The sequence below is a fragment of the Pontibacter sp. Tf4 genome, assembly GCF_014212495.1.
Lineage (GTDB): Bacteria > Bacteroidota > Bacteroidia > Cytophagales > Hymenobacteraceae > Pontibacter.
Map to the genome: position 1 here is coordinate 49,937 of NZ_JACKZC010000001.1, position 24,808 is coordinate 74,744.

Consider the following 24,808-nt stretch of genomic DNA (forward strand, 5'->3'; position numbering starts at 1 on the left):
CAAATGGAAAACTTATCCGTTATTTTTCTGATAGCAGGAGCCCTTATCCTGCTCATGATCTTTTTATACTTTGTTCCGATCAGCCTCTGGATCACGGCGCAGTTCTCCAACGTGCGTGTGGGCCTGCTGGAGCTGGTATTTATGCGCATCCGTAAGGTTCCGCCAAGCCTGATCGTGAACTCCATGATCAATGCTACCAAAGCCGGTATAGCTGTTACTACTTCTGAGCTCGAAACCCATTACCTGGCTGGCGGTAACGTGCCTAATGTTATCAAAGCGCTTATCTCAGCCGATAAAGCCAACATTCCGCTTTCGTTTAAACAAGCCACTGCCATCGACCTGGCCGGCCGCGATGTTTTCGAAGCCGTTACCACATCCGTAAACCCGAAAGTGATTAACACACCAAACGTGGCAGCTGTAGCGCAGGACGGTATCCAGCTGATTGCGAAGGCCCGTGTTACCGTGCGTGCCAACATTATGCAGCTGGTAGGTGGTGCCGGCGAAGAAACCATTCTTGCCCGTGTAGGTGAAGGTATCGTAACTTCTATCGGTTCTTCGGTGTCGCATAAAGGCGTACTGGAAAACCCGGATATGATCTCGAAACTGGTGCTGCAGAAAGGTCTTGATGCCGGTACGGCTTACGAGATCCTCTCAATTGACATTGCCGACGTAGATGTAGGAGAAAACATTGGTGCCAAACTGCAGATTGACCAGGCCAACGCCGACCTGAAAGTTGCCGAAGCCCGCGCCGAAGAACGCCGTGCCATGGCCGTAGCCGAAGAGCAGGAAATGAAAGCCCGCGCCCAGGCCGCCCGCGCCAACGTAATTCAGGCCGAAGTAGAAATTCCGCAGGCAATAGCAGCTGCTTTCCGTAGCGGTAACCTGGGCATTATGGACTACTACAAAATGCAGAACATCCAGTCCGATACCGACATGCGTAACTCTATCGCCAACCCGAACCAGGGCGGTGCTAACAAGCCAAAAGAGTAATTTATAGATAAACCATAGTTTGTAAAAGCCGGAGCAGTTATGTTCCGGATTTTATTTTTGCACCTAAGTTACCTCACCCAGCCCTGTCCTAAGAACAGGAGAGGGAGATTTGTCTAGATCAGGATTTGCAGGATTAAGGGATTTTCAGGATTCGGGCTGTTGCTATGTTTGAACAGCTATAGTTTTATAGTTAGCAAACACACCCCTACCCCTCTCGAGAGGGGAATTTCTGCTGTTGCTATAGTTTGAACAGCTGTAGTTTCATTGATAGCGTTTGTCATCCCCCTGCCCCCTTCAAAGGGGGACTTTTCGGCTACTGCTATAGTTGTTCCTATAGTTCTGTAGTGACTGCTTTAACACCCCTGTAGTCCCCTCAAGGGGACAGTCTCTGCCTTGTTATAGTTGGAGCTATAGTTCTATAGTTACAGCCTGAGAGCAGGACAGGTTTACCTGTCCCTTCGTAACTACAACCACGTGAAGAACTGATCTACTTTAACCAAGAGCAAGTACAGGAACTATAGCTAAGGCAGCAGCTATCGAATGTGTTATCAGTCTTTGGGTTGAGCGCCTTTGACTTGTTGCGGTGCCGCAAGGCAATCCGACGTAGGAGGATAGCAAGAAGGCAGCAGCGCGATGCCCGAAGACGGGGCCTCCCGGGCCGGGAGGGAGCCAAAGAAACTATAAAACTATAGGCTTTTAGAGCTCCCAGGATTAAAAGTGGCTATGAAATAGACGGCTTGGTTCGAATGGTAAAAAAGTAAACTATAGGACAATAGACAACAATAGTCTGAGATAGATTTCTCACTCTGTTCGAAATGACAGGAGAGTAGGAATGAGCTATCAGACACATAAGATGTATCGGCTGCGCTCGGGATGACACATAAGAAAACTATAGCAATAGCTTATCAAACTATAGAAAGCAGAAGGCCGGAACTACAATCAGCTCCGGCCTTCTGCTTTACCTAATGTTACTATATCTTAACTTTCTTTCAATGTAATCTTACGCTCTACAGTATTGTACGGACCAGGCAGTACATTGCCATTGTTATCCAGTAACTCCAGTTTTATAGTTGTTTCGCCCATTGGCAGACCTTCTATAATATATGGCAACCAACGATCCAGCATAAACTCGGTACCGTTTATAGTAGCACGTACCTTGTTACCGGTTGGGCTCAGATCCGTGTTTACCAGGTAAAAATCAAGCATGATCTTTTCGGTATCCTTGCCTACATATTCGCCTTTCGGACGGCTGTAGAACATGTGCGGCGCTTTCAGGTCGAACTGCATACGCTCGGCTGGCTTACCGGCTGTAACCATACGCAGATCATAGGCACCTTTGTGTTTTAAGCTCTCGTGGTAAGAACGGGAAAGGAACGACAGGATAACGTGGTCGCCTTCTTTCAGGTCTTTGGTGAACGTAGTCTCGTAATGCGCCGTATATGGTTCATTATCAACTATGTTATGAATGTGCTGCCCCTGCTGTGAGTTTGCCATATGCTCTGCGTTAGAGTGCGGCGTCATACGGGTAAGCTGGTAGTTCGACAAGCTGTAGTTAAATTCTACAGGACCCGGCTCCACAAGGCCACCTGCAGGTGGTGTGTTCAGGCGTAAAGCCGATTCCGGATACTGTTGCGAGTCGTCGAACGCGTAAACGCGTAGGCCGTTCTTGCTCATAATTGCTCCGGCAGGAGTTGGCCCGGTGTTAGTAGTGGTGGCTACAGGTGTCTGATTTTCAGCTTCCTGCGTCTGTCGTGCTGTGTCGCACGCTGTAACACCCAGCAACAGGGCGGCTGCCAGGCCAAGGTAGGTTTTTTTCATCTGTAAGAGATTAGGTTAGCAATTGAGCTAAGTTAGTGAATTTATTTTTTTCGTATATTGCGAACTACGTGAACAACACAAAAAAGTATACAGCAAAATAATATGAGTGAAATTTTGTTCGACGAAATTCCGTCTCTGGACTTAGCGGATTTTACGTCAGGTGACGCTGAAAGAAGGGCTCGATTTGTGAAGAAATTGGGTGATGCGTATCAGAATATAGGATTTATTGCCCTCCGTAACCATGGCCTGAGCGACGAGCTGACTGAAAGGCTGTATGCTGCAACTAAAAAGTTTTTTGCTTTGCCGGATGAAGAAAAGCAAAAATATGAAATACCAGGATTAGCCGGGCAGCGTGGCTATGTAGGTAAGTTTAAAGAGAAAGCAAAAGGCTTTAACACCGGCGACTTAAAAGAGTTTTACCACGTTGGCCAGGAACTAAGCGATATTCCGGACAGCGACCCGATCAAAGAAGAGTATCCTGAAAACGTATTCCCGACGGAAGTACCAGAGTTTAAAGAAGTAACCTTAGAGGCTTACCGTAAACTGGAAGCAGCCGGCAAACAAGTGCTGCGCGCTATTGCTATTCACCTGGGCCTGGAAGAAGATTACTTTGATGAAAAAGTGAAGTATGGTAACAGCATTCTGCGCCCGATCCACTACTTCCCTATCGAGGACCCGGACAGTGTACCAGCTGATGCCGTACGAGCTGCCGAGCATGGCGATATTAACCTGATTACCCTGCTGATGGGTGCCAGCGCAGATGGCCTGCAGGTACTGCGCCGCGATGGACAGTGGATTCCGATCACGGCTCTGCCGGAACAGGTGATTGTGAACGTAGGTGATATGTTAGCACGCCTTACAAACAACAAGCTGAAGTCTACGATACACCGTGTGGTTAACCCGCCACGCGAGCTGATGCACACATCGCGCTACTCTATTCCGTTCTTTATGCACCCACGCTCCGAAATGGACCTGACCTGCCTGGAAAGCTGCATAGATGAGCAAAACCCGAAGGCTTACCCGGATGCTACAGCAGGCGAATACCTGACCGAGCGTTTGATAGAACTTGGCCTTAAGAAAGCTTAAGTATTAATATTTTGAAATATTTAAAAGAGAGATAGTTACAAGCTGTCTCTCTTTTTTTATTTTTACCGCACATGAGTCTGCGCTACTACATCTTCCTGAAAGACGTTTTACTTCTTGCCCTTACTTCGTTTGGTGGGCCGCAGGCACATATCGCGTTAATGTTTAAGCTGCTTGTAGAAAAACGCCGCTACCTCACCGACCAGGAACTGATAGAACTGAACGCCCTCTGCCAGATCCTGCCCGGGCCTACCTCTACACAAACTATAACAGCTATCGGCTTCCGGATCGGGGGCCCTAACCTGGCTTACCTGACCCTGCTCGTATGGATAATGCCTGCCGCTACTATAATGGCGCTGGCAGCTTTTGTTATTTCGTACCTGCAGGAGAACAATATTTCGCTCCACTTCCTGCGCATCATACTGCCAATGGCGGTAGGCTTTGTAGCCTATGCTGCCTGGAAGATCAGCGTAAAAGTAGTAAACACGAAAGTGGCTATCGCGCTGATGGTAGTTTCGGCGGTGCTGTCGTATTTTTTCCGGTCGCCGTGGGTATACCCGCTGCTGTTGATAGCCGGTGGCGCTGTTACGGCCCTGCGTTTTAAACAACATCCCCAGGAAAAGGACAAACGCCTGAACATCCAATGGGCTAACTTCTTTCTGTATGTGGGTGTGTTTATACTGGCGGCGGCGCTGGGTGGGGCTACCTCGTCGTTACCAGTGAGGTTGTTCGAGAACTTCTACCGTAACGGCAGCATGGTTTTTGGCGGCGGGCAGGTGCTGGTACCGCTTATGTATACGGAGTTTGTGCAGTTTAAAGGCTACCTTACCGGCGAAGAGTTTCTGTCGGGTTACGCTATTGCGCAGGCACTACCGGGGCCAACTTTCTCCTTCACAGCTTTTGTAGGCAATCTGGCCATGCGCGAGTATGGTGTGGCCGGTCAGTTTCTGGGTTCGTTTGTAGCTACAGTGGGTATTTTCCTACCAGGCACGTTTCTTATCTTCTTCGTTATCCGCTTCTGGGATCAGCTTAAAAAGTACCGTGTCGTGCGGGCTTCCTTGGAAGGTATCAGCGCAGTAAGTTCTGGGATGGTAGTAGCCGCGGCCATTATGCTTTACCACCCGATTGATAACACGCTACTTAACTTTGCTATAGTTGTGGCTACGTTTGCGCTGCTGATGTTTACCCGCATTCCGGCGCCGGTGCTTATTTTAACCGGGTTGTTGTTGGGGTTTGTGTTGTAGTTAAGAGCGTCTTAAAAAGTAAGTCTTATGGTTAAAGCTGTTAGATTACATTTCTGCTTTATATAAGTTTGAGAAGTTATTCAATGCTCTCCCTACTAATTTCTCAGCTTCTTCTTTCCCACTTTTCTTTTGCTTAGCGGTTAGGCTCTTCTCTAATTCTTTTATCTCATCCACTATAGCTTGTTGCTGGAAATAAGAGAAATCTCTTTTAGACTCGTTATATAAGATAAACCATAAATAGCTCATAAAACTGTTCTGCTCAACATCTATTCCGTCACGGTACATGTAAGCAAGATTCAACCTAGCAGAAGTTATATATCCACTTTTCTGCAGGTCTTCTGGATTTACAAGCTTACCTAAACGAATAGCCCAGTCAAGCATCTTGCTAAGATTCTTTTCAGTACCCGTTCCTTCTTTATAGCAATTGATCACATTAAACATACATGTACCATCACCATTGTTCGCACACTTTAATGCATATAAGAAAGCCTTGTCAAAATCCTGAACTACACCATCTCCATTACCATAAGCCATCATCATGGCATAGAGTCCATCATTCCAACCCTGTTCCGCAGACTTTGCATACCATTCAGCAGCTTGCTTAGAGTCCTTCCCTACTCCTGCTCCCACTTGGTAGCAATAACCAAGATTATATTGTGCTTCGGCACTACCTAATTCAGCAGCTTTTCTCAATAACGGAAGAGCAGCATTAATATCCCCGTTTGTGAGGTACTCTTTTGACTTTTCATTCAGCTCATTTGCAGATTGAGCTGTCGCGTTGCACACGTTTATTAAAATGACAAGAGATAGTAAAAGTGCTTTCATTTTGCTTTTTTACTTTCTAACAACTAGTTAATAAGCAGGAACACTACCGTTAACGCGTTATCAAATATCGCTGATATACTTAATTAACTGAATTAAACCTATTTCTGAAATAAAACCAGCAATTACTCCACCGGCAAATAAAGCTTAATGGTGCCCGGACGTAGGTACAAATTGTCGAGGTGGCCCATTTGCTTTTTGTTTTTGGTGATTAGGTGCATGTGCAGGAACGTGTCGTGATGTGTGAAAATAGCTTTGTGCCCTGTGGAGAAGAAACCGACAATCTCCACATCCTGGTTCTGCAAACTATAGTTTACCTGGCCTTGGTGCGCTTCGTCGGGAGAGCTTACCTGGGTACCTTTGGGCAGGTTTACGATGTGGATCTGGGCACTATCAACAGTAGCCTCCAACCTGAAAGCAAACGGCCTTTTTGCCTGCTTCGTGGTTTGGTCCAAGAAAGCTTCCAGTTGGCTTATAGTTTGGATGCTGTCGGGCAGTTGCTGCTCTTTCCAATTGGGCACGTTGACATACACAAAAAAAGGCGCTTTTACATCAAAGGTCTCTTCGACACGCATCTCCGTCTCCGATATTACGGTTGACTTGTAGGATTTGCCATCTACAACCAGCAGTTCACCGGCAAGGTATTCTACAGGCCCCAGTCCGTACAGGTGCTCTTTGTCTGCGATAGTGTCTAAAGCTATAGTTCCCTGCAATTCTCCTTTCCACATTACATTGCGCATAGCTCCTACTACCTGCACAGTAGTATCTGGCTGGTTCTTTTCTATGGTTGTAGCACAGCCAGCAGATAGTACAACTATAGCACAGGCAGCGACTGTGGTGATAAAGTTGCGGAGATTCATAGCTATAGTTTATCTTTTCTCTTTTAGCATCCGGAGCAGGTATTCGCCATAGCCGCTTTTGCGCAGGGGTTCTGCGGCGGCTTGTAGCTGCTCGTCTGTTATAAAGCCCATGCGCCAGGCCACTTCCTCAATGCAGCCGATCTTCAGGCCTTGTCGCTCTTCTATGACCTGCACAAATGTAGCCGCCTGCATCAGCGACTGAATAGTACCTGTATCGAGCCAGGCGGTACCGCGGTCCAGGATGCCCACTTTCAGTTTGCCGCGGCGTAGGTATTCTTTGTTCACGTCTGTGATCTCGTACTCGCCACGCGCGCTTGGTTCCAGGCTCTTGGCTATTGCTACTACGTCGTTATCATAGAAATATAGGCCAGGTACAGCATAGCTGCTTTTAGGATGCTGCGGCTTTTCTTCGATTGAGATCACTTTATTATCCCCATTAAACTCTACTACACCATAGCGTTCAGGGTCGTGCACATGGTAGGCATACACTACACCGCCATCTGGGTTGTTATTAGCCTGCATTTGCTTGCTCATGCCTGAGCCATAGAAGATGTTATCGCCCAGTACCAATGCTACTTTATCCTTGCCAATAAACTCCTCGCCAATCACAAAGGCCTGCGCCAGTCCGTTGGGTACTTCCTGCACCTTGTAACTGAACTTGCAGCCAATCTGCGAGCCATCGCCTAAAAGGCGCTCAAACATAGGCAAATCGTGCGGTGTGGAGATGATCAGAATCTCGCGGATACCCGCCAGCATCAGCGTTGAGAGCGGGTAATAAATCATCGGCTTGTCGTACACCGGCATCAGCTGCTTGCTAACAGCCAGGGTAAGGGGGTGAAGTCTGGTTCCGGAGCCCCCGGCAAGTATAATTCCTTTCATTTATTGATGCCTTAATGGTTGCAGGTTAAATTGTTAAATGGTCAACTCTGGTTGCGATTGTCATCCCCCTACCCCCTTCAAAGGGGGACTTGGGAAGAAGTATAATTCCACTCCTTGGATGGATTGGGAATAGACCAGCTATAGTAAGCCAACAATTTAACCTTTAACAATTTAACAATCCCCAACCTATCGGTTGGTGTACTGCTCCTGGTAATAGTGTGTATAGTTGCCGCTGGTCACGTGCTCCAGCCACTCGTTATTTTCCAGGTACCAGTCTACGGTTTTGCTCAGGCCCTCTTCAAAGGTAACTGAAGGTTTCCATCCCAGCTCGTTTACCAGTTTGCTGGAATCAATAGCATAGCGCAGGTCATGGCCGGCACGGTCTTTTACAAAGGTGATTAGCTTGCGTGAGTGGCCTTTCTCACGACTCAGTTTTTCGTCCATCACATCACATAGCAGCTCTATCAGGTCAATGTTCTTCCACTCGTTAATGCCGCCAATATTGTAGGTATCGCCTACTTTGCCTTCATGGAAGATCACATCAATGGCACGGGCGTGGTCCAGCACATAGAGCCAGTCGCGCACGTTCTCTCCTTTGCCATATACCGGCACCGGACGCTCGTTTTTAATGTTGTTAATGGCCAGCGGAATCAGCTTTTCCGGGAAGTGGTTCGGGCCATAGTTGTTGGAGCAGTTGGATATTTTTACAGGAAGGCCATAGGTATGGTACCAGGCACGCACAAAGTGATCGGAACTGGCCTTGGAAGCCGAGTAAGGTGAGCGTGGATCGTATGGGGTTTCTTCTGTAAACAGACCATCTTCGCCTAGTGAGCCATATACTTCATCGGTAGAGATATGGTAGAACAGGTGTTTGCTCAGATCATCTGCCCAGTACTTTTTAGCCGCATGCAGCAGGTTCACGGTGCCTATTACGTTGGTCTGCACAAAAGCCAGCGGGTCAGCAATAGAGCGGTCCACGTGCGACTCAGCCGCCAAGTGGATTACCGCATCAAACTTATAGTTGGAGAAGATCTCGTCCAGGTAAGCGGCATCTACAATGTCGCCTTTCAGGAAACTATAGTTCTCTTTGTGCTCTATGTCTGTCAGGTTCTCCAGGTTACCGGCGTAGGTCAGCTTGTCCAGGTTATAGATCTGGTAGTTCGGGTACTTGTTTACAAACAACCGCACCACATGCGAGCCGATAAAACCTGCCCCGCCTGTTATTAATATCTTCATGTTATAAGTTTGCTGTAGTGTTTTGTAAATGTAATTGCCAGTCCCAGGCGCTTCTCATGGCTTCTTCCAGGGTGCTGGTAGTTTTAAAGCCGAGCTCTTCGGTTGCTTTGGTTACATCGGCATATATTTTAGGCACATCGCCCACGCGGCGCGGACCAATTTTATAGTTCAGTTTTACGCCTGTAGCACGCTCAAAAGCATGAATGGCTTCCAGCACAGTATTCCCCTGCCCGGTGCCAACATTAAAGAACTCAATAGCATCTGCTTTATTTTGCAGCAATCTTTCAATAGCTACCACGTGCGCTTTTGCCAGATCCACTACGTGTACATAATCGCGAATGCAGGTGCCGTCCGGGGTGTCGTAATCGTCGCCGAAAACAGTGATCTGCTCGCGGATGCCGGCAGCAGTTTGCGTAATAAACGGCACCAGGTTGTTTGGTACACCCAGTGGCAATTCGCCGATCTGTGCAGAAGGATGCGCACCGATCGGGTTAAAGTAGCGCAGGGCTATACTTTTGATGTTGCTGTTGCCGCTGTTGGCCAGGTCGGTCAGGATTTCTTCGCATACTTTTTTGGTGTTGCCATATGGCGAGTTGGCTTTCTGCACCGGCGTTTGCTCCGTTACTGGCAGTTGCTCCGGAATGCCATACACCGTGCACGACGACGAGAACACCAGTTTCTGTACATCAAACTCCTGCATTACCTGCAACAGCGTTACCAGTGAGCCAACATTGTTGTGGTAGTACATCAGCGGCTTCTCCACCGACTCCCCTACTGCCTTATAAGCTGCAAAATGGATAACGCCAACTATGGTTTGCTCCTGTTCAAACACATTGCGCATCGCGTCGGCATCCGTACAGTCGATGCGGTGGCATGTTACATCGCGGCCAACTATAGCTTTTATGCCTTCCAGCGAGCGCTCCTCGGAGTTAGAAAAATTATCAACTATAACCGGCTCATAGCCTGCCTGCAACAACTCTACTACCGTGTGTGAGCCAATGTAGCCGGCGCCGCCTGTCACTAAAATCTTTTGCATGTTTTATATGTTCAGCTCCGAGAGCCGGGTTTAATCTTTTATTCTTTGTAAAGTTACAACATTCTGTTTAATCATCTAACTGCCCGCACCATACGGTCTTTTCCAAACAGATCCTGTACTATTTTGGCTTCCGCAAAACCAGCCTGCAAGAGTACATCGCAGGTTTCCTGCCCGTAGCGCTCGTTTATCTCGAAGTATAGTTTGCCGCCTGGTTTCAGCAAACTATAGCCAACTACAGCAATGTGCTTGTAAAACTTCAGCGGGTCGGTGTCGGGTACGAAAAGGGCCAGGTGCGGTTCGTAGTCTAGCACGTTAGCACGCATTAGTTGCTGCTCTTTTTCCAGCACATAAGGCGGGTTGCTGGTGATAATGTCTAACGAAGCCGGAGCTATAGTTTGTACATCGTCAAAAATATCCTGATGCAGCCAGTTTATAGGTTGGTTATAGTTTGCGGCATTTGCTTTTGCCACTTCCAGCGCGTCTCCCGATACTTCCAGGCCATATACTGCTTCCGTTTTCAAGTTTTCAGCCAAGGCTATAGGAATGCAGCCGCTGCCGGTGCAAATATCCAGTACCCGTAAGTTTTGCTGATTCCGGTGCTCCTTTATCACCAGGTCCACCAGTTCTTCCGTTTCGGGGCGCGGAATAAGCACGTTCTGATTTACCTGCAACTCTAATCCATAAAAATGCGCTACGCCCAACACATACTGCAGCGGCTCGTGTTGCAAAAGACGTTTAACTATAGTTTGTAGCTTATTTTGCTGATCTATAGTTACTTCCTGAAGTTGATTTAAACTCAGCTGCACACGGTTCTGCTCCAGTACATGCTCCAGCACCTGCTGGGCCATAGCGCCTGCTTCAGACTCCGGGTAAATTGTAGTAAGCTGTTGTTTTAAAGTTTGTGCTATTTGCTGAACGGTGGCCACGGCTATAGTTTGTGTTGATTTCAATATCTTTGCAAAGTTAACTTTATCTATTTGAAAATTTGGAGATCTGAAGATGTGGAGATGAATTTGCACGTCTAACCAAAGACGCAAATGGAAAAGACGCAAAATCTTGCGTTTCTACATTCATAACTTTCTAACTTACAAACTTTTTAACTTTCTAACTTGAGCGAAGTGTCTTACATGCGGCGTGCACTGGAACTAGCCAGGTTGGGCAGCGGTTACACCGCTCCTAACCCAATGGTAGGCTGCGTGGTAGTGCATAAGGGGCAGATAATTGGCGAAGGATGGCACCAGCAGTATGGTGGCCCGCACGCCGAGGTAAATGCCATTGCCAGTGTGCAGGACAAAAGTTTGCTGCCTGAGAGCCGTATATATGTAACCTTAGAGCCTTGTTCGCATTTCGGTAAAACGCCGCCCTGCGCTGATCTTTTGATTGATAGCGGCGTGCGCGATGTGGTTATCTGTAACTTGGACCCGAACCCCTTGGTAGCCGGACGTGGTGTGCAGAAGTTGCTGAATGCAGGCATAAAAGTAGAAACCGGCTTGCTGGAGCAGGAAGGACTGGAACTGAACAAGCGTTTCTTTACCAGCCATCGTTTAAAGCGGCCTTACATTATCTTAAAATGGGCTGAAACTGCTGATGGTTTTGTAGCCGGCCCGGGTTGTAAGCAACTACAGATCAGCGGGGCGCTGGCCAAATGCTTTGTGCATAAACTACGCGCCGAAGAACAGGCCATTATGGTAGGCACCCGCACTGCACTGCAGGACAACCCACGCCTGAACACCCGACACTGGAGCGGCAAAAACCCGTTACGTATAGTCATAGATCGCCAGCTAATTTTGCCCCAAACTATAAACCTGTTTGATGGCAGCCAGCCAACTATAGTTTACAACTATAAGAAACAGCAAGACCAAGAGAATCTATTCTTTGTGCAGCTGCAGGAAACTGAACCGTTGCTACCACAGATAATGACCGACCTGCATAAGCGGAATGTGATCTCTGTTTTGGTAGAAGGTGGTACCTACCTGCTGGAAAGCCTGTTGCAAGAAAATCTGTGGGACGAAGCCTTCATCCTGAAAAACACTGCCCTAACTATAGCCGAAGGCACAAAAGCCCCAACTATGAACTTTGGCACCTTAATAGAGCAGCAAACATTAGGCACCGACCAACTGTTGCATTACAGAAATCAGTGAACAGTAATCATTTAACAATAAGCAATTAACAATTGCTCCTTTATTCAATCATTCAAAATTCAGTTATTCAAAATTAAACCCCATGGCCGAATCGCTTATCGTTGACCAGAACCTTAGCAAAGAAGAAAAATATAAAAGCCTGTTACCGCAGATCGAAGCCTTAACAACCGGCGAAACCGACCTGATTGCCAACATCTCGAACCTGGTAGCTGCCCTGAAACAGGGGTTTGGTTTTTTCTGGGTTGGCGTTTATTTTAACAAAGAAGGACAACTGGTGCTAGGTCCGTTTCAGGGGCCGATTGCCTGCACTCGCATACCATACCACAAAGGCGTTTGCGGCGCAAGCTATACCCGCCGGGAAACTATAGTTGTTCCTGACGTGGAAGCTTTCCCGGGCCACATTGCCTGCGCCAGCGAATCCAAATCCGAAATTGTAGTGCCGGTTATAAAAGATGGCGATGTAAAACTGGTGCTGGACGTAGACAGCGATAAACTAAACGACTTCGACGAAACAGATCAGAAATACCTGGAGCAGCTGATGAAGCTGGTAGAAAGCTGGTATTAAATATAGATGCTGGATTTTAGACTCAAGACATTAGACTTTATAATTTAAAGCTATAGTTACAAGAGCAAATCTATAGTTTGGGCTCGGTTCGAAAACTCATAGTCCAGATCAACGCTTAAACTATAGTTCTATAGTTTTAAAAACTGGCGCCGGTATCTGACCGGTGACGCACAGTGGGTGCGAGCCTCCAGACTCGCTTGGCTATAGTTGCAATGTACTGCCAAACTATAGTTGAGCCTATAGTTTCATAGCGGAGACGCAAAATCTTGCGTCTCTACATCAAATCCTGACAATCCTATAATCCTGTAAATCCTGATTCAGACAAATAAAAAGGCCGCTGCAACTATAGTTACAGCGGCCTTTTTGTTTTTATAGTCTAATGTTTAGCGTCTAATATCTAACGTCTTTAAAACCTTACCCGAACAAGGTTGGAGCTTCGGTTTTCAGCTGGGCAATTACGGTTTCGCCGCCTTTGGTTTTCTGCCCTAACTGTACTTTAATCTCCGTGTCCAGCGGTACAAAAACATCTACACGCGAACCAAATTTAATAAAGCCGAACTCCTCGCCCTGGCTAACTTCATCGCCTTCGTTTACATACCAGACAATACGACGGGCCATAGCGCCGGCAATCTGACGGAACAACACCTCAGGGCCTGCAGTAGACTCTACTACCACTGTAGTGCGCTCGTTCTGTGTGCTTGATTTCGGGTGCCAGGCTACAAAATAGTTACCCGGATGATACTTAAAATACTTTACGATGCCTGAAACCGGGTTACGCGTAACGTGCACGTTTATCGGCGACATAAAAATAGAGATCTGCTTACGCTTGTCCTTAAAGTATTCCGGCTCTTCTACTTCCTCTATTACCACTACTTTCCCATCGGCAGGGGCTACCAGCAGGTCTTCGTGCAGCAGCAGGTTGCGGTACGGACTCCGGAAAAACTGAAGTATAAGCAGGAACAGCACTGCAGATACACCGGAGAAAATTTTGTTGAAGGTATTGTTTTCGGAGTTGAAGTGGTAAAGCAACAAGTTGATTGCTACTAACCCTAACAATGTAAAAAACAGAATTTTTCGTCCTTCTTTATGAATCTTCATTCTTGTGTTGTGAAATTACTGCAGCTACTTTTATAAGTTATAATAGCCCATCCAGTTTCGTGGATGGGCTATTATCTGCATCAAAATTATATAAACTTTCGCTTATTTTTATAAAAATCTTTGCTTAGAAGCCTCCGCGGTATTTGTACGTCATGGCTACCTTGTCTATAGCCACAATGTAAGCGGCAATACGCATTGGTACATTATACTTTTGCGATGTGGCATAAACACGCTCAAACGACTCGTTCATGATACGCTCGGCACGCTCGTTTACGCGGTCCAGTGTCCATTTAAAGCCCATGCGGTTCTGTACCCACTCAAAGTAAGATACGGTTACACCACCTGAGTTTGCCAGGATATCCGGCACCACCATAATACCTTTTTCGTTGATGATGTTGTCGGCTTTGTAAGAAGTTGGTCCGTTGGCACCCTCCACAATCAGGCGGGCCTGTATCTTATCAACGTTCTTGATCGTGATCACATCTTCCACAGCAGCCGGGATGATCACATCTACTTTAGAAGTAAGCAGTTCATCCGGGTCCATCATTTCAGCACCTTTGTAACCTTCCAGTCGGCCGTTGTGTGCGTTCTTGTACTCAATGGCATCTTCAATATCAATGCCGTTATCGTTCCAGTAAGCGCCGCTCACGTCGCTCACGCCTAATATCTTCACGCCACGTTCGGCCATCAGTTTAGCAGCCCATGCACCTACGTTACCAAAGCCTTGTATAGCAGCCGTAGATTTTGAAGGGTCCATGCCCAGTTTATCCATCGCTGCCATCGCCGATACCATCACACCACGGCCGGTAGCCTCTACGCGGCCAAGCGAACCGCCCAGTACAAGCGGCTTGCCGGTTACTACAGCGTGTACCGTAGAGCCTTTTGTTTTAGAGTACTCGTCCATCAGCCAGGCCATTTCGCGCGGACCTGTACCCATGTCCGGAGCCGGAATATCCTGATCCGGGCCAAAAGTATCAGCCAGTGCAGCAGTGTACGCTCTTGTCAAGCGCTCTATCTCGCCGGCCGACATGGTAAACGGATCGCAGATGATACCGCCTTTTGCACCGCCATAAGGAATATCCACCACCGCGCATTTCCAGGTCATCCAGGCAGCAAGGGCCTTTACTTCATCCAGAAATACATCAGGAGCATAACGTATACCGCCTTTCGAAGGGCCCAGTATAGTAGAGTGTATTACACGGTAACCTTCAAATACGCGAACCTTGCCGTCATCCATCGTTACAGGCACGTTCACGATCACCTGGCGGGTAGGCGATTTTAATACGTTATATGTCTCTTCATCCAACCCCAATACTTCAGCAGCAATATTGAAGCGTGACATCATCGATTCGAACGGGTTCTCCCTATCCTTGATCGGTGCTGGCTCTTTGTATAACATTATTTTAATCTTTTGATTTGATCAGTTTGATTAAGATTTATGAAGTAAAGGTATATAATTTATGCATACAACCGCCTACTATACAGCAAACAAAAATCAGAAGATCTGAAGGAAAGCAACTATAAACGGGATGGCTATAATCAGGCTGTCGAAGCGGTCTAAAATGCCACCGTGCCCGGGCAGCAACGTACCCGAATCCTTAACCCCCAGGCTGCGCTTCAGCAACGATTCTACCAGGTCGCCGAGCACACCGAAGACCGATACGATCACGCCTATTCCCAGCCATTGGTACACGGCCAGGTCCTGCAGGTACAGGCTTAAAATAAAAGCTACTATCAAGGTAAGAACAGAGCCGCCTATCCAGCCTTCCCAGGTCTTGCCCGGCGATACGCGCTCCATCAGTTTATTTTTCCCGAAGTTTTTACCGGCAATGTAAGCGCCCGTATCGGATGACCAGATCAACAGCATCAGGCCAAGTACGGGTTGCCAGGTATAGGCCTGGGGCAGGTAGGCAATTTTGTGCAGCAGGCCAAACGGCAATGCTACATACAGTACGCCCAGCAATGTAAAAGCAATATTAGTGAATGGCTGCGGCTGCTTCCGGTATAGTTCCAGCACAAACGCCAGCCCCAGCAGCGGCATGGTCAGGTAAAGCAGTTCGCCCCCTATCAGGTCTTCTTCTATCAGGAAAAGGGCAACGTAAAGTACAGCTCCGAGGGTAATGCCTATAAACTTATTGGGTTTTATGCTTTGGGCTCCGGCCAGTTTATAAAACTCGAACAGCCCAAGCAGCATCAGCCCCAGAAAAAGCAGAAAATAGGTCCACTCGCTTACAACTATACCGCCCACAAACAAGGCCGCGCCCAACACTCCTACTATTATGCGTTGCCATACATTGCTCAGTCCCGAAATTTTCTTACCCATGTAGTAGAGGATGCTATTAGAGCACTAAAGGTATAAAATTATCTATATTTTAAGATACCTATAGTTCAGATTCTGCTGCTGGTTCCGGAAGCGCATCGTTGCGTCGCGGTACTTCCTTAAACTCAGTATAAAGGTAATAAAGCACGGCAGCGCTCAGCAGGAACGAGATCAGTACGCTCCACCAGTTCATCGGCTCCGTCGATTCCACGTCAAAATCTACCGCACCGGTTTGCTGCAGGTACAGCAGCAGCACCGTGAAACCATTGTTGAAAAAGTGTGCAACTATAGGCACCGAAATCCGCCCCGACCAGAAATACAGGTAGCCAAACAAAGCACCTAAAATAGCGCGCGGCACAAACCCGAAAAACTGTACGTGAATGGCAGCAAACACCAGCCCGGCAATCCAGATGGCCACATGCGGGTTGCCTGTCCAGCGGTGCAACTGTTTCTGCAACACACCCCGGAACACAATTTCTTCGCCAATGGCCGGTATCACGGCAATAACCAGCAGGCCTACCAGCAGTTTCGGCACATCATCAAAATTGGCGATCAGTTTGGTCAGTTCGGCCAGCTCATCTTCCTTGGCACGCGCCCACTGCTCAAACTCGTTCATAAAGTCCGGGAAGTTTAGCGTAGCGTTCCAGTTAATGACAACCGAGTTGGCCGGCATAATAATGATCATCAGAATACCCGACAACAAAACCAGCAGCGGCGTTACAGGCATTTTCCAGTTCAGGTATGGATCGATCTTATACCGTAAAACCCGCAGCATGATAAGCGGACCAACTATAAAAGACATAAACTGCACCACGCCCTGCAGTAGCAGCATAATGTTGCGCCCGCTGGGGTGCGAGGCCGGGTCAAGTGCTATATCAGGCATCTCGACAAAGCCAATATTGAAGACAGTGGTAGCCAGTACGGCAAATATAAAACTGCCCACAAAATAGCCGCCTATCATAAATGCCAGCAACAGCAGGATCACATAAACCGGATGTGTCTCTTTAGAGATGAAACCTTTCATACAGGAGTTTAGGTTAAATTGGTGTAAATTTACGCGAATAATTAAATTTTGCTTTGGTAAAGATAGCGAACATAGAACTGGGCGAGTTCCCGCTGCTGCTGGCACCTATGGAAGACGTGAGCGATCCGCCGTTCCGGAAAGTGTGCAAAGCCAACGGGGCCGACCTGATGTACACTGAATTTATTTCCTCTGAAGGTTTGATACGCGACGCAGCCAAAAGTGTGCAAAAACTGGACATTTTTGACTACGAGCGCCCCATTGGAATCCAGATCTTCGGCTCCGATATTGAGTCGATGCGCGAGGCGGCTATAGTCTCTTCACAAGCCGGCCCTGACCTGATAGATATTAACTATGGTTGCCCTGTAAAGAACGTGGCCTGCAAAGGTGCGGGTGCTGCCCTGCTGCGCGATGTGCCCAAAATGGTGAAGATGACCGAGGAGATTGTGAAAGCAACCAACCTTCCGGTTACTGTTAAAACCCGCCTTGGCTGGGACGAAAACACCAAGTACATAGTTGAGACCGCCGAAAGATTACAGGATATTGGCATAAAAGCCCTGAGCATACATGGCCGCACACGCGTGCAGATGTACAAAGGCGAAGCCGACTGGAGCCTGATTGCCGAAGTAAAGAACAACCCGCGCATGCACATCCCGATCTTCGGAAACGGCGATATCGATTCTCCCCAGAAAGCGCTGGAATACCGCAACCGTTATGGCGTAGATGGTATCATGATTGGCCGCGCCAGCATTGGCTACCCGTGGATCTTTAATGAGATAAAGCATTACATGGCCACCGGCGAAATGTTAGCAGGCCCGACCCTGGAGGAACGTGTGGAAGTTTGTCGCCAGCACTTTACGCACTCCCTGGAGTGGAAAGGCGATAAACTGGGCATTTTTGAGATGCGCCGCCACTATACCAATTACTTCCGTGGTCTGCCGCACTTCAAACCGCTCCGCATGAAGCTGGTACAGTCCGAAGATATTCAGGAGATTTATGATACGCTTGACGAGATTGCTGCCACGATGAGCTATGCGGAGTTAGAAAGCTGATTCAGTTAGAAAGTTAGAAAAGTATAAGTTAGAAAGTTATACGATAGGCGCCTGTTGCTTTTTGCGGCAGGCGCTTTTGTTTTTGGACCAGTGATTAAGGGGATTTTTCTGATTATCAGGATTCCTGTCTGAACTGCGGATTAATGGAGATTTAATGGATTTTGGGATTCGTTATAGTTTGATCTATAGTTCTATAGTTGCTGCAGCTACATATATTCGCTGGCGCGGGTTTTCAACCCGTGTCTGATTGTAGGGTTGAGTTTGCAACTCAACTGGCCCGAAAGGGACAGGCTTCAGCGCTGGCTATAGTTCTATAGTTGCCTTTTTAACCCACCCCTACCCCTCCCGAGAGGGGAATTTCAGCCCCTGCTATAGTTTGAGCTACAGTTCTATAGTTGCTGCTGGTCATCCCCCTACCCCCTTCAAAGGGGGCAATTCTGCTAAAATCATAAAAAATAACGCCCTCGCTCGCCTCTGGCGAGTGTGAGCTATTTGGTGGCGTCTCGCCACCTGCGCCTTAGGCGCAGCTTTAAGCGGCCTGAGTCCGCAGGTAACGCACGCTCGCCAGAGGCCGGCGAGGGCAAAATAATAGAATGAGACAGCCTTGCCTTTGAAGGGGGAAAATTCTGCTGTTGCTATAGTTTACCTCTACTTCTTTAATTCATACTTCCTAAACTCTTACTTCCAAACTTTTTAACTTTCTAACTATAAATTCCTCTACTTTTGCGCACTTCTAAATCTTAACTTTCTAACTCGCTTGTCTACTATTACTCAACATCAAAAAACCGGAATGCCGGCGCTTGCCTGGTTCCTGGTCGTTATACTGGCGCTTATCTGGGGCACCTCCTTTATCCTGATCAAAAAGGGACTGGTGGTGTATTCGTCGGATGAGCTGGGGGCCTGGCGCATAACAATTGCCTTTCTTACCCTGCTGCCATGGGCAATCAAACATATCCGGCAGGCAAAGCCGCGCCACTGGAAGTTTTTACTGGGCAGCGGCCTGCTGGGCAACCTGATTCCGGCTTTTCTGTTTGCCTATGCCGAAACCCGTCTTGCCAGCGGGCTGGCTGGTGTGCTTAATTCGCTGACAGCTCTTTTCACGCTGCTGGTGGGTGCCGTCTTTTTTCACCAGGCCATTACCTGGATGCGGATGCTGGGTATCCTGATCGGTATTGCGGGCACAGCGGTGCTTATCTTTTCGGGTGGCGAGAATACCAACTTCGACAATACTATGTATGGGCTGTACATTGTAGTGGCTACCATCTGCTACGGCGGCAGCGTAAACATCATCAAGTATAAACTGCAGGGTTTGCAGCCGTTTGTCATGTCGAGCCTGGCGCTGCTGACAGTGGGGCCGATGGCATTTGTTTACCTGCTCACCACCGATGCTTTTAACAAATTGCAGCATACACCGGGCGCCGGCGAAGCGCTGCTCTACATTGGCATCCTTGCCGTATTCAGCACAGCTGTCGGGTTGGTGCTATTCAATAAGCTTATTCATATCTCTACGCCGCTGTTTGCCAGTTCATCCACGTACCTGATACCTATAGTTGCGCTGATGTGGGGCGTGCTGGACGGCGAAACCATTCACCTGTGGCATTATGTAGGCATGGTCATTATCCTGGTTGGGGTATTTATCGTGAACCGCGCCAGGTAGCGGCATAAACTATAGTTATAAGAAAGGCTCCCGCAGAACAGGAGCCTTTTCTTTTGCAGAAACTATCAGGGTTTTATTCTTTGATGAGCTTCAGCGTTTGTTTGTGGTTGCCCAGCGTTACGGTGAGCAGGTACAGGCCGCGCGGCAGGTTCTGGTTTAGCACCAGCTGCAGCACCGATGCTCCCTGGGCTACCTCCTGCTCCTGTTGCAGCACTGCTTTGCCTGCAGCTGTGTATAAAGCTATAGTTGCTTTGCCGCTCTGCTCGGCCTTCACCCCGATCTGCACATCTTTTACAAACGGGTTAGGGTAAGCCATAAACGTGGTAGCGGTTACCTGCCCGAAATCGATGGCGCGGGGAGCGTATAGTTTTGATGTTCCGTCGTGGTCTGTTTGTTTGATGCGGTAGTGCAGCACGCCAAGTTTGCCATTGCGGTTATCGGTAAAACTATAGTTCTGGACTATGGCCGAAGTGCCTGTTTTGCTTTCTACAAAGCCAAGTTTCTGGTACGTTTTGCCATCTGCAGACACCTGCACCTCAAAGCCGGCATTGTTTTTCTCAGAGGCTGTTTTCCATTCCAGTACGGCATTCAGCCCATCCTTCCAGACTCTGAAATAAACCAGTTCCACAGGCAGCGGTATCAGGCGGCTACCCAAGGTAAAGCGGGCCAGCTTTTGCGCTCCGTTCAGGGTCACTATCTTTCCGGTTACATCCGGTTCGTTAGTAGTGGTCTCCAGTTTCCAGTTATCGGTGGTGTTGCTCAGGTTGGACGAAGAATAAATGGCCAGGTCGGTTTCTGTTAAGCCATTCAGTTCGTGGCTGTAGTATTGGAGGCTAACTGTCGCGTTCAGGTTCTGGTTTTCGCCCTGGGGCTCTACTTTATAGTTGCGCAGAATGCTGGTGCCGGATGTGCCCACGGTTGTGCCGGTTACGCGTGTTACTTTTGTTAAACCGGGTGCGCCGGCCGTAGGCGTAATACTGATGCCCAGCCCGTTAAAGGTCTCTGTGGTGTTTGCGGTAAGAGTACGTTCCGTTTCGATGGTGCCTTTTAAATAGCCCTGTGTATTGCCTGTTTCGGAGAGGGAACCGGTCGCGCCGTGCAAAATCACTTTATTGGCCGCTCCTGTCAGCAACTCCCCGGCGGTAAGGGTCAGCGCTTTCTCTACCTCTATAGTTCCGGCCAGGGTTTTAATGCCGGCAGCTGTAACGCTCAGGTTCTTATAGTTCAGGGCAGGTACCGTCTGGGTTGCGCCATCAAAAATGATCGTATTTTCTGCAGTCGTAAGGTCTGCGGTGGCAGCGCCGGCTAAAGTAAAGGCGCCATTCACAGCACTTATACCCGCAAAAGCTTTGGTACCGGAACCACTCAGGGTAAGGTTGTTATAGTTGAGCGGCAGCACCTGCTGGTTACCGGCTTTGGTATAGTTGATGGTTGTAGCATTGGTACGTGCGTCTACCGGCATCGTCCCTGTTCTGGTAAAGGCCTCTGCTATCCGGGTCTCGCCAGTGGCAAAGGTTTTAGCGCCTGTGCTGCTCAGCGTGAGGTTGTTATAGTTAAGTGCTGCCACCAGCTGCGCTCCGGCCCCGTTGTATTCTATCGTTAAGGGTGTAACTACTGTGGCTTCAGTTCCTTTTACCAGGTTGCCGGCAACGCGGGCTGTGCCTGCCTCAAATGTTGCTGTTCCTATATTTTGCAGGTGCAGATTCCCATATTGTATGCTTTTCACAAGCTGGTTGCTGCCTTCGTACACCGCAAAGCTGGCAGGGGCCAAACTATAGTTATCAAAGGTCGGCAATGTACTTGTACCAGCTACGCGCATGGTAGCAGCATCAGCAATTGTCAGTACCGATGTGCCGGTGGCTTTCTCGGTGAGGGTGCGGTTGGCAGCATTCAGGGTTCCGGTCAGTACATCTATGGTTTGCAACCCCGAAATATCTGCTGAGAGTGTAACTGCTGTAGCCGGCGCTGCTTTGGTAATACGCAGCTGGTTCATCAGCAAAGTGGATGAAGATGTTACCGTAGCCGCCACTGTGCCCGTAAAGGTTACCTGGTTTGCCGGTGCACTGAAATTGTTCCCGTTATTGGTCAGGTTACCGTACAAAATCAGATCTTTGGAAGCGCTCAGTCCGCTGCCTGTTGCTATGGTCAGGTTATTGATGCTGGTGCCGCCTATACCCGAGCCGTTCAGGTTAGCGGCCGTATTGGTGAACAACAGGTTTGTATTCGGAGCGTTGATAATGCCGTCGGTTGTCAGGTTTCTGTCTAAGGTAAGTGTTGCGGCTGCATCGTTCAGGGTGGTATTGCCGGCAATGTACATCTGGTTGGCTACGCGGGCATCTGCCAGTAACGCTCTCGTGCCCGCACCTTGCAGCGTAAGGTTGCCATACGTTACACCGGCTATGCCAGCACTACCGCCTTCGTAAATGGTGTTGCTGTTCAGCGCCAGTGTATTTGTGCCAAAGCCAGCCGGAAAAACCGCTGTTCCATTTATCTGCAAAGTTGCATTATCGGCCAGCGACAATTGTCCGCCGGCACCGTTGCGGTTCATGGTATGGCCGTTCAGCACAAGTGTTCCGGCATCTATAGTCAGGTTACCGGTTAACGTAGAACTGCCGGTTGTTGTCAGGGTGTTGGCGGTAGTCTTTTGCAGGTTATTAAAGCTGGTAGCAGCAACCAGCTGCGCCGAACTGCCTGAAAAAACAACGGTGCTGCTGCCCGGCACAAACGACGTTGTACCTGCCGTAAGCCAGTTCCCTTTCAAGTCTATAGTTGAGGCATTGCCCTGCAGCGAGCCCGCCAGTATACTTACATGACCAGCTACCTGCAACAGAGGCACCTGCAGATTTAAACCACCTGTGTTGGCTATAGTCAGGTTGCCGCTTATGCCTGGCGCTGTTGTGGCCGTATAGTTGGCGGTACCGGCTGTTTTGTTTATAGTTAAGTGATGATAGGGAACTGCTCCCATTTCCTGCGTGCCTGATCCGTTATAAGTTACTGTGGATGTGCCTGCTGTAAAAGAACCTGCTTCGTAAGTGTAGTTTCCACCAATGTTCAGGTTGCCGGATGCCAGGGAGATACTTCCGGTGCCGCGTTGCTCTATGTTACCGGTAACTATAGTTGTACCAGCTCCACTGCCAAACGACAGGCTGTTTCCGGTGCTGCCATCATTCAAAATCAGGTTGCCGCCTATAGTTACTTGCTGGGCTCCTGCATTCAGTTGATGTTGCACACCTGCTCCTGAGCCAGTGGCTACCAGGTTATAGTTTGTGCGCAGCGAGCCCGAAGCTATAGTTAGCTGCATCTGGTTCGCGCCGAAAAACTTAATATCCCTAACCCATTCTGCTGCACTTATAGTTGGTTGTGTTTGCGGCACCAACCCACCCAGTTCAACAAAATCAGAGCTGATCGGGCCTGTAATCCCACGGGTAGGGGCGCCATCGGTCCATACCTCCCAGTTCGCTCCATCTGACCATGCTATAGTGTTTGCGCCTCCATCCCATTTGTAAGTGCTCGGGTTATCGGTCAGGGTCCAGAAACCATTTATAGTGGCAAGGTTGTTCCGGCGCACCCAGTTTTGTGTCGCATCGTAAGCATGCCTGCTGGCATTAGACCAGGTTCCTGCCCCGGTTGGCGAATAGTATAGTTTCAGGCCATCTTCTTCACACCCGTTCAGCTCCGCATCTTTATACTGCAACTGCAGGCTGGCACTACTAAAGCTTCCGGATGGCATCTGTATTTCATAAAGCCTGTTGATCGATTTTCCGTTAACGAAACCTGTTGGCTGAAACCCCGCCGCTCCGGTCCGCATGGTTACCTCATTTATACCAGATGCTCCGGCAAAGGATAGTGTGGCAAGAGGCCCGTTAAAAGCATAACTGGTGCCGGAGGCAAAGGTGTGTAGCCGGGTTAAGGTCCCAACCACCCATCCGTTTCCTGTTCGGTTACCGAGTAGCGTTACCTTGTTTGCTCCGGTGTGTAAATCGCCGTTTGTCAGGCTTAAATTGGTGGTTGTAACATTGCTGTTAAGGGCAACATAGTTGATGGCAGCAGTCTTGTTTATAGTTAAGCCGCTGAAAGTGGTTTCGCCGGTTATAGTGGTATTGACAGCACCATTAAACGCAACCGTGCTTGAGCCCGGCACGAAAGCACCGTTGTTAACCCAGTTGCCTGCTACCGTGTGGGTAAGCGACGTTCCGCCATTAAAAGTGGATCCGGCCCCGATTGTTACATGCCCACCTATAGTTAAGGCATTGCTGGCGGTGTAGGTAGTATTGGCTGTGCTTGTCAGGTTGCCCGCAATGGTCATGGCTTCGGCAGGCATTGTTTTGGCAACGGGGCTGCTACCTGTCGTACTAAAAGTTAAATGCCCGTAGGTGTTGTGCTGAACTGTCTGGGCGCCTCCATAATACTCTACGGTGCTGGCCGGGCTAAACGTGCGGGATGTAAAGTTTACCGGTGTGTTCGCAGGCCCACCTATTTTAAGGGTGGCTCCAGCTGCAACGGTAAGGCTTCCGCCCGTTGCCTGCCGCACCAGTTGGTGAGCTCCCAAATCAAGGGTAGCACTGTTTACATTTACCTGTGTATCTGTCGCTCCCGACGAAACAGTGGTAGGCCCGATAAGCCGCTTTACACCAGAACCACTTATCACGAGTTTTTGATATACTATCTGATCATATATATTCTGATCTATAGTTCCGGCATAGTCTATCGTACTGGTATGTTCTATGGTCGTTCCATTGTAAGCTATAGTTGGCTTTATAGAATAGTTGTCGAGATAATTCTGAGCTTTTACAAGAATAGTGGCTCCATTCATCAACTGAAAAGCTACTGCGGATTTGTTGCCCCAGCTGATCTTGTAATTTCCTGGATCTATGACAGCTCCCGGATGCACAATCAGGTTACCATAGTTGTAATCAGTCAGATCAATTGTAACATTGTTTTCTAAAGTAAGCCTGCCCTTTACATGAAGCTCTAAAAATTGCGTTT

19 protein-coding genes are annotated in these 24,808 nt (G+C 48.5%); 7 read left to right on the forward strand and 12 right to left on the reverse strand.

Annotated elements, in window-relative coordinates; translation table 11 throughout:
* The first annotated feature begins 3 nt into the window (after nucleotides 1-3).
* Nucleotides 4-990 carry a flotillin-like protein FloA gene (gene floA, locus H7F15_RS00210; protein ID WP_185194944.1) on the forward strand — a complete coding sequence of 329 codons (987 nt, stop codon included), beginning with the start codon at nucleotides 4-6 and terminating at the stop codon, nucleotides 988-990.
* Nucleotides 991-1,968: 978 nt separating this feature from the next.
* On the opposite strand, the gene H7F15_RS00215 is transcribed toward floA, so the two are convergent.
* Nucleotides 1,969-2,808 (reverse strand): hypothetical protein, encoded by an 840-nt coding sequence (locus H7F15_RS00215; protein ID WP_185194945.1) that lies wholly within the window; start codon nucleotides 2,806-2,808, stop codon nucleotides 1,969-1,971.
* 102 nt (nucleotides 2,809-2,910) lie between these two features.
* Here H7F15_RS00215 and H7F15_RS00220 point away from each other — a divergent pair, with 102 nt between their 5' ends.
* Together H7F15_RS00220 and chrA are read left to right on the forward strand one after the other, a co-directional pair.
* Nucleotides 2,911-3,894 carry an isopenicillin N synthase family oxygenase gene (locus tag H7F15_RS00220; protein WP_185194946.1) on the forward strand — a complete coding sequence of 328 codons (984 nt, stop codon included), beginning with the start codon at nucleotides 2,911-2,913 and terminating at the stop codon, nucleotides 3,892-3,894.
* Nucleotides 3,895-3,965: 71 nt separating this feature from the next.
* On the forward strand, nucleotides 3,966-5,135 hold the full coding sequence (chrA, locus tag H7F15_RS00225) for a chromate efflux transporter (RefSeq protein WP_185194947.1): 1,170 nt from the start codon (nucleotides 3,966-3,968) through the stop codon (nucleotides 5,133-5,135).
* A gap of 45 nt (nucleotides 5,136-5,180) precedes the next feature.
* On the opposite strand, the gene H7F15_RS19310 is transcribed toward chrA, so the two are convergent.
* The 6 genes from H7F15_RS19310 to prmC all read right to left on the reverse strand — a co-directional run bounded on the left by H7F15_RS19310 (nucleotide 5,181) and on the right by prmC (nucleotide 10,918).
* The gene (locus tag H7F15_RS19310) at nucleotides 5,181-5,960 is read right to left on the reverse strand and encodes a tetratricopeptide repeat protein (protein ID WP_221626950.1); all 780 of its coding nucleotides are present in this window, start codon (nucleotides 5,958-5,960) and stop codon (nucleotides 5,181-5,183) included.
* Nucleotides 5,961-6,082: 122 nt separating this feature from the next.
* Nucleotides 6,083-6,817, reverse strand: coding sequence for an acetolactate decarboxylase (locus H7F15_RS00240; RefSeq protein WP_221626951.1), 735 nt, complete (start codon nucleotides 6,815-6,817; stop codon nucleotides 6,083-6,085).
* 9 nt (nucleotides 6,818-6,826) lie between these two features.
* Nucleotides 6,827-7,696: a glucose-1-phosphate thymidylyltransferase RfbA gene (gene rfbA / locus H7F15_RS00245; RefSeq protein ID WP_185194948.1), complete on the reverse strand. Its 870-nt coding sequence runs from the start codon at nucleotides 7,694-7,696 to the stop codon at nucleotides 6,827-6,829.
* Between the two features lie 186 nt (nucleotides 7,697-7,882).
* Nucleotides 7,883-8,932: a dTDP-glucose 4,6-dehydratase gene (gene rfbB / locus H7F15_RS00250; RefSeq protein WP_185194949.1), complete on the reverse strand. Its 1,050-nt coding sequence runs from the start codon at nucleotides 8,930-8,932 to the stop codon at nucleotides 7,883-7,885.
* Between the two features lies 1 nt (nucleotide 8,933).
* A complete protein-coding gene (gene galE / locus H7F15_RS00255; RefSeq protein ID WP_185194950.1) occupies nucleotides 8,934-9,968 on the reverse strand; it encodes a UDP-glucose 4-epimerase GalE in 1,035 nt (344 codons plus the stop codon).
* Nucleotides 9,969-10,039: 71 nt separating this feature from the next.
* Complete coding sequence (gene prmC, locus H7F15_RS00260) at nucleotides 10,040-10,918, reverse strand: peptide chain release factor N(5)-glutamine methyltransferase (protein ID WP_221626952.1); 879 nt, start codon at nucleotides 10,916-10,918, stop codon at nucleotides 10,040-10,042.
* Nucleotides 10,919-11,086: 168 nt separating this feature from the next.
* Between prmC and ribD the strand changes: the two genes are divergently transcribed.
* Nucleotides 11,087-12,109, forward strand: coding sequence for a bifunctional diaminohydroxyphosphoribosylaminopyrimidine deaminase/5-amino-6-(5-phosphoribosylamino)uracil reductase RibD (ribD, locus tag H7F15_RS00265; protein ID WP_370523372.1), 1,023 nt, complete (start codon nucleotides 11,087-11,089; stop codon nucleotides 12,107-12,109).
* 82 nt (nucleotides 12,110-12,191) lie between these two features.
* Nucleotides 12,192-12,674: a GAF domain-containing protein gene (locus tag H7F15_RS00270; protein ID WP_185194951.1), complete on the forward strand. Its 483-nt coding sequence runs from the start codon at nucleotides 12,192-12,194 to the stop codon at nucleotides 12,672-12,674.
* 414 nt (nucleotides 12,675-13,088) lie between these two features.
* On the opposite strand, the gene H7F15_RS00275 is transcribed toward H7F15_RS00270, so the two are convergent.
* The 4 genes from H7F15_RS00275 to H7F15_RS00290 all read right to left on the reverse strand — a co-directional run bounded on the left by H7F15_RS00275 (nucleotide 13,089) and on the right by H7F15_RS00290 (nucleotide 17,116).
* Nucleotides 13,089-13,772: a phosphatidylserine decarboxylase family protein gene (locus H7F15_RS00275; protein WP_185194952.1), complete on the reverse strand. Its 684-nt coding sequence runs from the start codon at nucleotides 13,770-13,772 to the stop codon at nucleotides 13,089-13,091.
* 124 nt (nucleotides 13,773-13,896) lie between these two features.
* Nucleotides 13,897-15,171 (reverse strand): Glu/Leu/Phe/Val dehydrogenase, encoded by a 1,275-nt coding sequence (locus H7F15_RS00280; RefSeq protein WP_185194953.1) that lies wholly within the window; start codon nucleotides 15,169-15,171, stop codon nucleotides 13,897-13,899.
* Nucleotides 15,172-15,267: 96 nt separating this feature from the next.
* Nucleotides 15,268-16,095: a phosphatidate cytidylyltransferase gene (locus H7F15_RS00285; protein ID WP_221626953.1), complete on the reverse strand. Its 828-nt coding sequence runs from the start codon at nucleotides 16,093-16,095 to the stop codon at nucleotides 15,268-15,270.
* Between the two features lie 58 nt (nucleotides 16,096-16,153).
* A complete protein-coding gene (locus H7F15_RS00290; protein ID WP_185194954.1) occupies nucleotides 16,154-17,116 on the reverse strand; it encodes a CPBP family intramembrane glutamic endopeptidase in 963 nt (320 codons plus the stop codon).
* A gap of 53 nt (nucleotides 17,117-17,169) precedes the next feature.
* Here H7F15_RS00290 and dusB point away from each other — a divergent pair, with 53 nt between their 5' ends.
* A complete protein-coding gene (dusB, locus tag H7F15_RS00295; RefSeq protein WP_185194955.1) occupies nucleotides 17,170-18,165 on the forward strand; it encodes a tRNA dihydrouridine synthase DusB in 996 nt (331 codons plus the stop codon).
* A 790-nt stretch (nucleotides 18,166-18,955) separates the two neighbouring features.
* A complete protein-coding gene (locus H7F15_RS00300) occupies nucleotides 18,956-19,822 on the forward strand; it encodes a DMT family transporter (RefSeq protein WP_185194956.1) in 867 nt (288 codons plus the stop codon).
* Nucleotides 19,823-19,895: 73 nt separating this feature from the next.
* On the opposite strand, the gene H7F15_RS00305 is transcribed toward H7F15_RS00300, so the two are convergent.
* Nucleotides 19,896-24,635, reverse strand: coding sequence for a T9SS type A sorting domain-containing protein (locus H7F15_RS00305; RefSeq protein WP_185194957.1), 4,740 nt, complete (start codon nucleotides 24,633-24,635; stop codon nucleotides 19,896-19,898).
* Nucleotides 24,636-24,808 lie beyond the last annotated feature (173 nt).